Source organism: Massilia eburnea, from assembly GCF_009720745.1.
Lineage (GTDB): Bacteria > Pseudomonadota > Gammaproteobacteria > Burkholderiales > Burkholderiaceae_D > Rugamonas > Rugamonas eburnea.
In genome coordinates this window covers 387828-400704 of the sequence record NZ_WNKX01000001.1, presented here as the reverse complement: position 1 = coordinate 400704, position 12877 = coordinate 387828, and the positions used below count along the sequence as shown (strand labels likewise).

At 59.4% G+C, this 12877-nt stretch carries 9 protein-coding genes and 1 tRNA gene; 5 read left to right on the top strand and 5 right to left on the bottom strand.

Annotated features, from left to right (window positions below; genetic code table 11):
- The first annotated feature begins 140 nt into the window (after window positions 1-140).
- Complete coding sequence (locus tag GM658_RS01985; protein WP_229416709.1) at window positions 141-2888, top strand: TonB-dependent receptor; 2748 nt, start codon at window positions 141-143, stop codon at window positions 2886-2888.
- On the opposite strand, the gene GM658_RS01980 is transcribed toward GM658_RS01985, so the two are convergent.
- Complete coding sequence (locus GM658_RS01980; RefSeq protein WP_155452323.1) at window positions 2885-3574, bottom strand: YjjG family noncanonical pyrimidine nucleotidase; 690 nt, start codon at window positions 3572-3574, stop codon at window positions 2885-2887. The genes GM658_RS01985 and GM658_RS01980 overlap by 4 nt on opposite strands.
- A 188-nt stretch (window positions 3575-3762) precedes the next feature.
- On the opposite strand from GM658_RS01980, the gene GM658_RS01975 reads away from it, so the two are divergent.
- Complete coding sequence (locus GM658_RS01975) at window positions 3763-6843, top strand: ligand-binding sensor domain-containing diguanylate cyclase (protein WP_170298630.1); 3081 nt, start codon at window positions 3763-3765, stop codon at window positions 6841-6843.
- 20 nt (window positions 6844-6863) lie between these two features.
- Here the strand turns inward: GM658_RS01975 and GM658_RS01970 are convergent, their stop codons facing one another.
- Both GM658_RS01970 and GM658_RS01965 read right to left on the bottom strand, forming a co-directional pair.
- Window positions 6864-7352 carry a hypothetical protein gene (locus tag GM658_RS01970; RefSeq protein ID WP_155452321.1) on the bottom strand — a complete coding sequence of 163 codons (489 nt, stop codon included), beginning with the start codon at window positions 7350-7352 and terminating at the stop codon, window positions 6864-6866.
- 43 nt (window positions 7353-7395) lie between these two features.
- On the bottom strand, window positions 7396-8232 hold the full coding sequence (locus tag GM658_RS01965) for an alpha/beta fold hydrolase (RefSeq protein WP_155452444.1): 837 nt from the start codon (window positions 8230-8232) through the stop codon (window positions 7396-7398).
- Between the two features lie 335 nt (window positions 8233-8567).
- Between GM658_RS01965 and GM658_RS01960 the strand changes: the two genes are divergently transcribed.
- Window positions 8568-9518 carry an AraC family transcriptional regulator gene (locus tag GM658_RS01960; RefSeq protein ID WP_155452320.1) on the top strand — a complete coding sequence of 317 codons (951 nt, stop codon included), beginning with the start codon at window positions 8568-8570 and terminating at the stop codon, window positions 9516-9518.
- Window positions 9519-9590: 72 nt separating this feature from the next.
- Here GM658_RS01960 and GM658_RS01955 read toward each other — a convergent pair.
- A tRNA-Lys gene (locus GM658_RS01955) sits at window positions 9591-9666 on the bottom strand.
- 123 nt (window positions 9667-9789) lie between these two features.
- Between GM658_RS01955 and GM658_RS01950 the strand changes: the two genes are divergently transcribed.
- Together GM658_RS01950 and GM658_RS01945 are read left to right on the top strand one after the other, a co-directional pair.
- On the top strand, window positions 9790-10005 hold the full coding sequence (locus tag GM658_RS01950; RefSeq protein ID WP_155452319.1) for a hypothetical protein: 216 nt from the start codon (window positions 9790-9792) through the stop codon (window positions 10003-10005).
- On the top strand, window positions 10005-10688 hold the full coding sequence (locus GM658_RS01945) for a pentapeptide repeat-containing protein (protein ID WP_155452318.1): 684 nt from the start codon (window positions 10005-10007) through the stop codon (window positions 10686-10688). The genes GM658_RS01950 and GM658_RS01945 overlap by 1 nt, the downstream gene beginning before the upstream one ends.
- On the opposite strand, the gene GM658_RS01940 is transcribed toward GM658_RS01945, so the two are convergent.
- On the bottom strand, window positions 10685-12862 hold the full coding sequence (locus GM658_RS01940) for a DUF945 family protein (protein WP_155452317.1): 2178 nt from the start codon (window positions 12860-12862) through the stop codon (window positions 10685-10687). The genes GM658_RS01945 and GM658_RS01940 overlap by 4 nt on opposite strands.
- Window positions 12863-12877 lie beyond the last annotated feature (15 nt).

Below are 12877 nucleotides of genomic sequence, written 5' to 3'. Positions count from 1 at the left end.
ATCGGTTCTATGCAGACGCCGCCCTTAGGGCGGGTCGACTCATATGTTTTCGGAATATCAAAACGAAAAGACGCAATACTTTCATCTTTCATGTCCTGCGTAACATTGTCTCCACCATAACCAAAACAATGGAGACAACAATGCGTAAGACTGTACTTGCAGCGCTGATTGCGGAAATGCTGCTGCCCCTGGGTGCCTTTGCTCAAACCGCTCAAACCGCCGACGAGGCAATCGATCCATCGGCCAAGATCGTGGTGAGCGGCGTGCGCGCTTCCCTCGCTTCCTCGCTGGCGACCAAGCGCCTGCAAGAGGGCGTGGTGGATGCCGTGTCGGCCGAAGACGCCGGCAAATTCCCGGATACGAACATCGCCGAATCGCTGCAGCGCGTAACCGGGGTGCAAATCCAGCGTAATAACGGCGAAGGGCGCTACATCTCGGTGCGCGGCCTGGGTCCGGAATTCAATAATGTGCTGGTCAACGGCCGTACCATGACCAGCGACACCGGCGGCCGCGACTTCTCTTTCGACTTGCTGTCTTCCGATTTGATTTCGAAAGCCATCGTCTACAAGACTTCCATGCCATTCCTGCCTGAAGGCGGCATCGGCTCCACCGTGGATATCCAGACTGCCCGTCCGCTGTCCGGCAAGCCTGGCCACACTGGCGTGATCAACGTCTTCGATTCCTACGATTCGAACTCGAAGAAGAACACCCCCAACGTCAGCGGCATGTATTCCTTCGCGAATCCGGACAAGACCTTCGGCGTGACCGGCTCCCTGTCCTACACCGACCGTGCGTCCAAGCAGAACAAGGCCATCAACGACGCCTGGAACCTGCGCGACGTCTACATGATCGACGGCGACCTCAATTCCAAAGGCCTGACCATGGCCAACGTCACCAGCAAGAAGCTGCTGATGCCGCAAAGCTTCGGCTACCAGCAGGAGAACGAAACCCGCAAGCGCCTGGTCAGCAACCTCACGGTGCAGTACAACCCTTCGGCCGACTGGAAGCTGACGGCGGACGCACTGTACTCGCGCCTTAACCAGCGCAACGACGTGATCGCCATCAGCGACTGGAACAATCCTGTGCAACTGGGTGTCAAGACCGACGCGAACAACCAGGTCGTGAGCTTCTTCCGCCCAGGCGCGAACTTCTTCGCCAATAACCCGGCCCTGGTAGGCGACGGCACCGGCGTGCTGACCGACGCCAACTCGAACGACATGATCGTCAAAGGCGGCGACCGCTTGTCGATCACCAAAGCCTTCGGCCTGAATTCGAAGTGGAACGTGTCGCCGGAATGGAAGCTGGAAGGCGATATTTCCAACTCGCGCACCACCACCAAGACTCCCGACCAGTGGATCGTGGCCGGCATGGTGCCGAACAATGGCGACACGCTGACATACGGCGCGATGCCTAGCCTGGTGTTCGGCGACAGCATCACCGACCCGTCTGCGGTGCGCGCACACGCAGTGTCCAACAAGGACGTGCGCTTTGCCGATGAACTGAGCGAAGCCCGCATGAGCGCTTCGTGGTCGCATGAGATGGGCGCCTTCAAGGGCATCGACACCGGCGTCTCCTACTCGCAGCGCAAAGTGGGCCGCAACCAGTGGGAGAGCGATTCCTGGAACGCTTTCAGCGGCTACCACGTGTCGCTGCCCTCGTCGCTGTTCACAGTGAAATCGCTGGATAACGCCTTCGCCGGCGCACCGGCGAACTACCTGAGCTTCAACCCGTATGACTACATGGCCTACCTGAACCAGCCTTCGACGCTGGCGCTGTCGAACGACCCGGCCCTGTACCTGGACAAGACCAAATTCCCGAACGGCCCGATGTCGATCGACTACACCAAGCCGAATTTCTGGAGCGTGAAAGAGAAGGTGTCGAGCTTCTTCGCCGACTCCAAGTGGGAAGGCGATCGCTGGTCCGGCAATTTCGGCGTGCGCGTGGTGCACGTGAATTCGACTTCCACCGGTATCAGCCGCGAACTGCTGTCGGCCACCAAGAGCCCGAACGACACTACCTATATCCTGAACTACGGCCCGGCGGTGGAAACCTCGGTCGACAACAGCTACAACAGCTTCCTGCCATCGGGTAACCTGAAGTTCGACCTGACCGACGACATGATCCTGCGCCTGGCTGCCTCCAAGACGCAGACCCGCCCGACGCTGAACCAGATGGGGGTCGACAACTGGTACGGCGGCCGCTTTGGCGACGTGCAGACCGGCGGCGGCAATCCTTACCTGAAGCCGATGGAGTCGAAGAACCTGGACCTGTCGTATGAGTGGTACCTGTCCAAGACCAACTTCCTGGGCGCAGCGCTGTTCTACAAGGACGTTTCCAACTTCCTCGAGAAGCGCCTGGTGGACATCCAGATCCCGCAATACTCGGAAGTGGTGCATGACACGCGCATCCGCAACGGCCAGAAGGGCAAGATCAAGGGCGTTGAACTGGCCGGCCAGTACGCCTTCGACAACGGCATCGCCTGGCTGAAGGGCTTCGGCGTCGCTGCCAACTACACCTTCGTTGACGCTACTGCAAGCCGCGACGATGCTGCAGCCCTCGATTGCGGCTACCCGGGCCTCTCCAAGCAGTCGTGGAACGGCTCCGTGTTCTACGAGAACGACACCTTCTCGGCGCGCGTGAGCTACAACTGGCGCAACAAGTTCGCGGTCGATTGCGGCGGCGGCAGCACCCAGCCGCGTACCCGTGCAGCGTATGGCCAGTACGATATGAGCCTGCGCTACAACATCACGCCAAAGATCGCCTTGTACCTGGACGGCATCAACCTGGGCAATGAGCGCATGCACGAATACGCCAACAATGAGAGCCAATTCCTGACCCTGGAAGACGTTGGCCGCCGGGTGAATGCCGGCCTGCGCTTCGCCTTCTAAACGAGGAGGGGAGCGATATCGTCGAGGTGGGCGGCTTCGAAAGTGGGCACTGCTTCCGTGTCGTTGCTTAAACGGCCCGGGTTGAACCAGCAGCTTTCGATGCCGAACCGGTTGGCGCCAAGGATGTCCGCATCCAGCCGGTCGCCCACGATGATGGTCGCCTCCTTACGCAAGGGGGCGCGCGCCATCTTCGTCGCATAGTCAAAGAAGCGGCTGTCAGGCTTGGCGTAGCCGCAAGCTTCTGACGTGGCGGTGAAGGAAATGTAATCGCCCAGGCCCGAGCTCGCGATGCGGCGGTCCTGGATGCTTGCTACGCCGTTGGTGATGATGCCCACTTCGCCATGTGCGGCAAGCGTTTCGCACAGGCGGCTGGCGCCATCGACCAGCACCACATTCTCCGACAAGGACTCCAGGTAGCGGTGACTCGCCTGTTGCGGGTCGATTTCCAATCCGTTCGCCGCGAACGTCTTGCGGAAGCGCTCCACCTTCAGGAATTCTTTCGAGACCGTGCCGGCTTCAAACGCGCGCCACAAATCGATGTTGATGCCCTGGTATTGCTGAAACAGTTCATCGACCTTGTCGCGAAAGCCGAGTTCGCGCAGGACGCGTTCAAAGGACAGCTTTTCGGACGCCTTGAAGTCCAGCAGCGTGTCGTCGAGATCGAACAGGAATAGCAAATGTTTCATGCCGAGAAAGTAAAATAGCCTACTATAAGCACGCTATTTTACTGATGTTCGTCCATGGGCAAAAATTGAAGGATTACTTGATTCGGGCTCTGCTATGTTTGGTTTTCTCCCTGGCGCCTTTGGCGGTCGCAGGGAACCAGCATATTTCCGAACCGCAATTCGTTCAGACGCTCACCAACAATAGCATCATGGATGGGGTGGTCACGGCGGTGGCCCTCGATGCCCAAGGCTATGTCTGGGCGGGCGGGGCCACCGGCCTGGCTCGCTTTGATGGTTACCAATTCGTCAGGTTTCCGCTGAAAGCCGATGGCGATACGCCCGAAGTGATTAGCGCTGTCACCACGATCGCCGCCGGGCGCGACGGACGGGTATGGGTGGGGCTGGCATCGGTTGGCGTCGCGGCTTTGGACCCGCGCACTGGGCGTACCGTGTTCTACCGCCATGATCCCCAAAAACCGCAATCGCTGACCGACGGCCTGGTGCGCGCCATTGTTTCCGATGGCGCCGACGGCTTCTGGATAGGTACGCAGGGCGGCGGCCTCGATCATTTCGCCCCGGCCACCGGCAAGTTCGAGCATGTGCGTGCAGCCCAGGGGGGCGTGCCGGACGATAACGTCTCGGCGCTGTTGCTCGACCGGCGCGGCGACCTGTGGATTGGCAGCGGCAAAGGACTGGTGCGCAAGGCCAGCATGGGCGGCTACACACGCGTGTTGCGCGATCCCGTCGATGAGGCGAAACTGGCGCGGCAGGTCGTGATCGAGCTGCGCGAGGATCGTTTCGGCCGTTTATGGGCGGGGACATTGAGCGGCAGTTTGCTGATCGTCGACACTTTGTCAGGACAGGCCAAGTGGCTCGCCGATGGCGAGGCCGGTGCGAACGGTGCGATCAATGCCATTGAGGAAGCCGGTGGCAACCAGATGTGGATAGGATCGGGCACCGGCATCGAGATCCGGGCAGCCGACAGTGGTGAGCTGCTGCAACGGTTGCGGCATACGGCGGGCAGAATCGGCGCCCTGGCGGCGCAGGACGTGATGGGCATCGTGCGCGATCGTTCGGGCGTGCTGTTCGTTGGTTCATATGGCGGCGGCGTTCAACGCCATGTGCCGCCGTTGCCGGGCATCTCGGTCTATCGGCCGGCGCCGGACGATCCTTGGGACGGTATCGGCATCCGCAGCATTGCGGAAATGCGGAATGGGGAGATCTGGCTCGGGCGTTCCCAACACGGCGTTTCCGTGCTCGATGCTTCCTTGCGGCGCACCAGCGACATTGAATTGTCAGGCCAGCGCGAAGGCGGCCGCTCTTCGTTTTCCGCGGTAGGCGCCATCGTGCAAGGAGCAGAAGGGCACGCCTGGATCGGGACCAATGAAGGACTGTATGAATTCAGCGAAGACCACCGCCTGATCCGCCGCTACGAGGTTGCCGGCATGATCAGGCGGCTGCTGGCAGGCCGCGATGGCGTGTTATGGATCGGAACCAGTAACGGCGTGTTGCGCAAGGCCGCTGGCTCTGCCGCGATCGCACCGGTGCTGCTGGCGCAAGGTGGCCCGATGCGTGGAAATGTCGACGCCCTGGTGCAGGATCCTGCGGGACGTCTCTGGGTCGGGAACACGGCTGGCATTTTCAAGATCGACCCGTCCAGCGGCACCGCCCAAAAACTGGAGGCCGTGCCATCCCCGGCCGATAGCCGCTTTGCGGTGAAAGGCATGCTGGCCGATAAGGATGGCCTGTGGATCGACAGCGATGGCGGCCGCTACCGGGTCGACCGGATTGAAGGCAATAAGGCGCACTATACGCTGGCGATTTCCAGCCAAGGAGAAGGCGGGCACCCGATTGGCGCCAATTTGCTGCGCGATGCAGCCGGACGGATTTGGACCCACCGCGGTGTGTACGATCCCGCCACGCGGCAATACGACGAACTGAGTAGCGCCGATGGCGTTGATTTTGGCACCGGCTGGTTCCGCGCCTATACCCAATTGCGCGATGGACGGATGCTGTTCGGGGGCTCGGCCGGCCTGCTGGTCGTGGAGCCGGAAAAATACGCGGCGTGGGCATTCCGTCCGCCGGTGGTCCTGACCTCACTGACGGTTGGCGCCCAGCCGGTGGAACTGCCGGCGACGGGACGCATTGTCGTCATGCCGCCGCAGCGCTCGTTCAGCGTCCAGTTCTCGGCGCTCGATTACAGTGCGCCCGAGCGCATTCGTTATCGCTACCGCCTGCTGGGCTACGATCCTGATTGGCGCAAAACGGGCGCGAATTTGCGTGTAGCCAGCTACGACAACCTGCCGCCAGGTTCCTACACTTTGCAGGTGCAGGGCAGCAACCGGAATGGCGAATGGAGCGATGCGGTGGCGTCGCTCGAAGTGGACGTCAAGCCGGCATGGTGGGAGACCTGGTGGGCCAAGCTGCTCATGCTGGTGCTGGCTGGTCTCGCGGTGACGGGCCTGGTGCAATGGCGCACCTTGCGGTTGCGCCGCAGGGAGGAAGAGCTGGAATTGCGGGTCGCCGAGCGGACGGCGGAACTGCAGGAAGTCTCGGCAGCGCTGGTGGCGAAATCGCAGGCGCTGGAATTGGCCAGCCTGACTGACCCGCTGACCGGCCTGCACAACCGGCGCTACCTGACCGAACACATTCACGCTGACATCGCGCAGTGCGTCAGGAAGCATGAAGACAGCCTGCGCCTTGGCACGCCGCCGGCTGAGGACAGCGACCTGATCTTTTTCCTGATCGATATTGACTATTTCAAGCAGGTGAATGACCAGTACGGACACGCAGCGGGCGACGCGGTGCTGATCCAGATGCGGCATCGCCTGCAGGCCATCTTCCGCGGGAGCGATTATTTGATTCGTTGGGGTGGCGAGGAATTCCTCGTCGTTGCGCGCGACACCAGGCGTGAACGTGCGGCGGAGTTGGCGGAACGCGCACGCGCTGTGGTCGCCGACGAACCATTCGTGCTACCGGATGGCGTCGAGCTTCGGAAGACATGCTCGATCGGCTATGCCTGCTTCCCGCCAGCGCGCCGGTTCCCGCAAGCGATGGACTGGCAGGCGGTCAGTGAAATTGCCGATGCCGCGCTGTACCTGGTGAAGAACAGCGGGCGCAATGGCTGGTACGGGGTGACGGAGGTGAATGTCCAATGCCAGGAAGACTTGCAGCATCTGTTGCAGCAGCCTTTGGCGGCATGGGAGGGATCCGGCCGGGCCCTGATTCAGCGTTCATCAGCCCCTAGCGGCGAAGCGTCGACCTTGACCGAGGCGGCCCCTGCGGGCTGACGAAAAAACGCTGGCCCGCATCAGGTAGCAGCGGCTTTGCTTGCCGAGTTATCGCCTTGATTCAGACGGCGCACTTGAAGCGTTGCGCCGATTACTAGCAGTATAAACATCACTCCGGTCATCGTTTTCAGTTCAGGCGCCTCTGCATTCGCCAGTAGCGGAGCGCCCGCAGGCAGGCGGGTGAGAGTTTCCGTCACTGCTGGAATCATATGAAAGAAGAAAGTCGCCGACAACAGCACGGTTTGTACTGCAACACGTTTGCGAGCGAACCACGCGGCAGCCAAAAACAAGAGTGTTATCACGCCAAGGACATGTGGTTTTCCGAAGCCGCCATGCTGGAAAATACCAAAGCCAGTCAGGCAAGTCAGTACCGTCATGATGAGGTACGTTTTTCCTGCCCCATTGACCAGGTCGATGCGCTTGTCCCGAACCAGCCCGACCACGCCTGCACCAACGGCAACCAGGCTGATCGCGGTATGGATGATACCTAAAGGCGTTAACCCCAACATGACGTACCTCCTGATTTTCGGTGTGTTGCATCTCATTCGGGTTTCAGCTGCGGATGAACGCGAGTAAATCAGCGTTGATCACGTCGGCATTCAATGTGCACATTCCATGTGAAAAGCCGGGGTAGACCTTAAGCGTACTGTTCTTGATCAGCTTCGCCTGTAGCAATGCGCCCGTCTTGTAGGGGACTATCTGGTCGTCATCGCCCGCCATCACGAGCGTCGGCACCTTGAACGCCTTCAGGTCCTCAGTCTGATCGGTTTCGGAAAACGCTTTAATTCCCTCGTAGTGAGCCTTTGCACTGCCCATCATGCCTTGGCGCCACCAGTTTTCGATGACACCCTGCGACACTTTTGCACCTGGGCGATTGAAACCATAGAAGGGGCCCGAAGGGACGTCGATAAAGAACTGAGCGCGGTTGGCAGCGAATGCCTTACGGAACCCATCGAACACTTCAATTGGAGTGCCATCGGGATTGCTCTCAGTCTTCACCATCAGCGGAGGAACCGCGCAAATCAGGACGGCCTTCGCTACCCGGCCCTGTGGCTGGCCAAACTTCGCGACGTAGCGCGCAACCTGCCCGCCTCCGGTTGAATGCCCGATGTGGATCGCATTCTTAAGGTCCAGATGTTCGACCACTGCAGAGGCATCCGCAGCATAGTGGTCCATATCGTGGCCCTCGCTGACTTGCGAGGAGCGGCCGTGACCACGGCGGTCAAACGCGATGACTCGGAAGCCATGCATGACAAAGAACAACATTTGCGCGTCCCAATCATCGGCACTGAGAGGCCAGCCGTGGTGGAACACGAGTGGTTGCGCCTCTTTTGGCCCCCAATCCTTGTAGAAGATTTGAACGCCATCTTTCGTCGTCACGTAGGACATAGCATCTACTCCTTGCTTTGAGTTGAGCGGTTTGGCTTTCGTTTTTGGCTCAGCGGCGGCGCCCAGCGGGGTGAGCAACGGGGCCGCAATCATGGCGGCACCAGCTGCGAGGCCGTCCGGCGGGAGATTGCCTCCCCGATTTCGTTTTCGGCTCTTAATTTCACGGTATTTCCCTCGCTTTCAATCATTGGATGGAAGGCTTTGCGCGACTGTTCAATCCAAGACGCGCAGTAGTCATGGTGCATTCTTGCGCTTTGACAAGTGGAGTAAGATTGCCAGACTGGCGCAAGACCGGCTACGTAAAATCGGCAATTGGCGCCTAAGGGAGTGATCGCATGACACAACTGGTCTGCCCGGAATTCGATGCGTTCGAAGCGGCGCTTTACGGTGTTCAAGGGAAATACGTCTTGCGCTCACGCCAGTATCGGGACTGGCGCCTGAAGATGATCGATCTCGATGGCGCCGCGATCATGCTCGGCAAGGAAGGCGCATCGACAGCCTACTCCGGTACGGGAATGCCCGGTTACTTCAACATTTTCGTGCCGCTGAGTGCTCAGCAGTACACCATCGTCAATGGTCACGCCTTCGATGCCGACACGATCGGATGGATGTCACCCGAGCGGATGTTCCATATCGTCGCCGAACGGGCGGCGAGCTGGCTGACCGTGGCGATTGCGGCGCCGCTGGTGGTGCGATGGTGCCAGTCCCATGCCGACGAATTTGATCTGGCATCGCTGTCTGATAACTTTGTCTGCACCGGGCGGGGCCCGGTGCCGGCGCTGCGGTCGATGATCGGCCGCATCCTGCAGGTTGAGCGTGACGATTCTGCCCAGCTCAACTTTCCGAACGCTGCAATTGTTGTGCGTGCCGAACTGGTCGACAAGGTGTTGCGCGCCGTCCTCGATGGCAATGATCGGTCGCTGCGTTACCGGATCGTGCAACGTCATCGCTGGATACTTGATAGGGCATTAGAACTGCTGAACTCGATGCCGGAAGGGCCCATCCTGGTCGATGACCTGTGCGCGGCGACAGGCGCGTCCGAGCGCACCATCCGCAATGTATTTCATCACTACCTAGGGATGAGTCCGCATCGATACCTGATGCTTTACCGTATGCACAGAATTCGCTCAGCCATACTCAATGCAGGGCCCGCTGCAACGGTCTCGGAAATTTGCGGCCGGTTCGGCGTGTGGGACTTCGGTCGATTTGCTCAACTCTATTGCCATTATTTTGGCGTGATTCCGTCGCGGACCCTGGGCACGCGTCTGTCCGTCAAGTCAAGCTAGTAGCGATGGCGCGCGGGCGGCAGAAACAAAAAAGCCCACGAATCGAAATTCGTGGGCTCCCTTGATTATTTCTGGTAGGCCGTGCGGGGCTCGAACCTGCGACCAACGGATTAAAAGTCCGCTGCTCTACCAACTGAGCTAACGACCCGAAGGGCACGAATTATATAGACCCCCGGCCGTTTCAGCAAGTGCCGCTAAGCTATCGGCGCAAAGGCCGTGCAGGTCGCGTGGCGATTATAATCAGCGCACTTAAGCTCCACTGGATTTGATCATGACTTACGAAGAATACCTGGACGAAGTGACGACGCTCATCTTCGAAAAATACAACCTGAAGGACTCGCTCGCCGTCAAGCTGGTGATGGATGCGCAAGAGGCGGAATTCTTTGTGCGCCACGATGACGACAAGAAGCTGCGCAATATCGACCAGGCGCACAAGGATGCGAAGACGATTTACGAAGCCTATGCAGGCCGGGCCCCGCGCCGTTAATGGAAGTGCAAGCGAAACAGATTGAAGGCGTCGCGCTGGGTCGCGACGCATTGGCGCAGCATCTTGCAGCCGGCGTGCGGCACTTCGTACAGTGCGATTTTGATGAGGCCGAGCTGTCGCGGCTTGACCTGCAGGACTGCGTTTTCGAGCGTTGCACTTTCAACGAATCGGTCCTGTACGCCAGCAAACTTGCGCGCAGCATGTGGCAGCGCTGCCGCGCCATGGCGGCGGACTTCGAGTCGGCCGACCTCGTCGACGCCCAATTCAGCGGCTGCGACCTGAATAACAGCAAATGGCGGCGCACCAAGCTGGCGTCGGCCAGTTTCCGCAGCTGCAAGCTGACCGGCGCGCAGTTTGAGGAAGTCGCGCATCTCGGCGCCAGTTTCGAGGAATGCCTGCTGGTTGGTGCGGACTTGCGCGGCTTCTCGTTCCGCAAAGCCGAATTGAGGCGGCTGGATTTTTCGGACGCCGATTTGTCCGGCTGCGATTTCCGCGACGCCGTGTTCCATGAATGCAGCCTGCGCGAAGCAGTGTTGAAGCAGGCGCGCTTTGAAGGCGCGGACTTGCGTGGCGCCGATCTCGGTGGCCTCAAGCTCACCGAGGTACGCGCTTTCAAAGGAGCAGTGATCTCCTACAGCCAGGCCGCCGCAATCCTGGCTGAAATGGGATTGGTTGTGGCTTAGTGCTGGACGTCAAACTTGCAATCGGCGGTTGAGCAATTAAGCATCATGACTTCAACCGGGAAATTCACCTCCTGCACCAGCGAGTCGTCGCCGTTGACGACAAAGTGAACCTCTTTTCCGCGCGTGTAGACGACGAGGTCGAATTTGTCGCCCGGCTTGTACTTAATATCCAGCCATTTTTCATTGGTCGACTGCGTGCTTCGAGGGCCTCGAATATCGCTATCGACGTGAATTGAAGGCGATTCTCCTCGTTCGCCAATCAATTTGAAACAGGCCGTATCGCTTGGATTGATGGCGGAAACGCAGACGCCAAGCAACGGCCCCCATTTCTCATGTGCTTGAAGGTTATCCATCGAGACAGAAAGCTTTCGGTGTTTATCTTTGTCGAAGCGGAATTCCCGTTTGACGTAGTAGCCGGCTTCTACGCTCGCAGGGAAGGACCATGCATCTGACGTGGCGTCGTCGGAACCGTTGCGCGCAGGTGGCTGGTAGTTTGCATCGGCTTCCTTCATTGCCTTGACCGCATCGGCAAATCCCTGGTCGGCAGCCTGCTGCAGGTAGGCTTGAGCCTTCTTCTTGTCCCTGGTCACGCCTTTGCCTTCGCTGAGCAGCAGGTACATCAGGTACTGCGCCTTCCAGTTTTCGCCCTCGTCGGCAGCCTTCTGGACCATGCCTGGAATCGCGGCGTCTTCCAGTTCCCCCTTCAGGTAAAGCTGACCCAGGACATTTGCCGCCGAATACTGCTCTTGATCGAAGGCTTTGGTGCACCAAGAAATCGCCTGCTGCAGATCTTTCTCGACACCGAGTCCGGCTGCAGTCCGTTCGCACATATCAAGCTGGCCTTCGCCGTCGCCGTTCAGCGCAAACAGCTGGGCCGCTTCCACTCCACGGTCGCGCATGCTGATGGCGACAGGCGGTTCGGTATCGGCCGGTGGCAGATTCTTGTCTTCGAACAGCGCCAGCAAAGGTTCGATCGGCGTGACGTTACCGTTGATTGCGAGCAGGCCGCCTTTCAGTTCAATGGTGGTGCGCAGCATGTTCTTGTCCAGGCGCGCGTAATTGTTGGCCAGTGCTTTGCCAAGCATCATTTCGTAGATCTGTGCCGACATCTGCTCAACCGTCATCTTCGCCTTTTCCCTGGACTTGTCGTTGCGGGCCATGGCATCGGCAATCTCGCGCAGCAAAGGGAGTGGAACGGCGATTTCCAGCCTGCCCGCCATTTTCTTGACGAAAGCGGTGCCGGATTCAAAGTCGGCATCGGAAGCATTGGGCAGCGCCATGCTGCCCTTGATGACAACCTTCTGGCCGTTGTAGCTGCCACTGAGGTCTTCGATGTCCAGCGCAGCGCCAAGCTTGACCAGGCGTTTGAGCAGAGGTGCATAACGTGCCAGCAGCTGGCCTGCATTGTCGTCCGCGCCTTCGCCACGCATCCTGTCCATTTCCTGTTTCAGGCCGGTCATCGCGCTTGCATCGAGTTTGCGCCAGCGTAAGGCCAGGTGCACATTGTCGACGGATTGGTCATGCGTGCTGAAGCTGCCGAAAGTGATTTCGGATAGTCCGCCATAGTATTGGCCCTGGCGTTTCATCTCGTTACTGTAGTGGGTGTCGCTGACAGTGAATCCGTCGCCTTCTTCGCTCGCCAGGGTAAAGCGCATCTTGCCAATCTCGCCGCGCGATTTGCCGGTCCAATAGTCTGGCTGCATGGTGCCCGAGCTGCGCATGTTTTCCAGGTCGAAGCGGTCGCCCTTGTCGGTGAAGCTCAGCGAAGGGAGGCTGCCGTTGACGGTCAGGCTGCCGTTCGGCGCTACGCCCACCTGCATGCTGGTCTGCGCCCATTTCACCTGGTTCTGGTCGGCCAGGTATTCATTGGCGGGCAGCGTAATACTGTAATTGGTACGGCCGCCAGTTGCCGGCAGGCGCTTGACCAAGAACGGATCTTCGCTGCCGAACACGGTGCGCACTGCAGCCAACTGTTCGGCTGAATATCGATTCTTGCTGGCCTTATCCGGCTGGATAGTCTTGCCTTGTTTGATTACCAGGCGGGAGCCAAGCTCGCGCATCACGTAATCGCTTGCCAGCGTAGCGGTGCGTACGGGGTTTGGCGTTTCAACTGGTTGAGCAAAGGCGAGGGGAGTGAGGGCGATCAGGGCCCCCAGGATGTGCAGTTTTGCCACGGCGGGATTCGATTT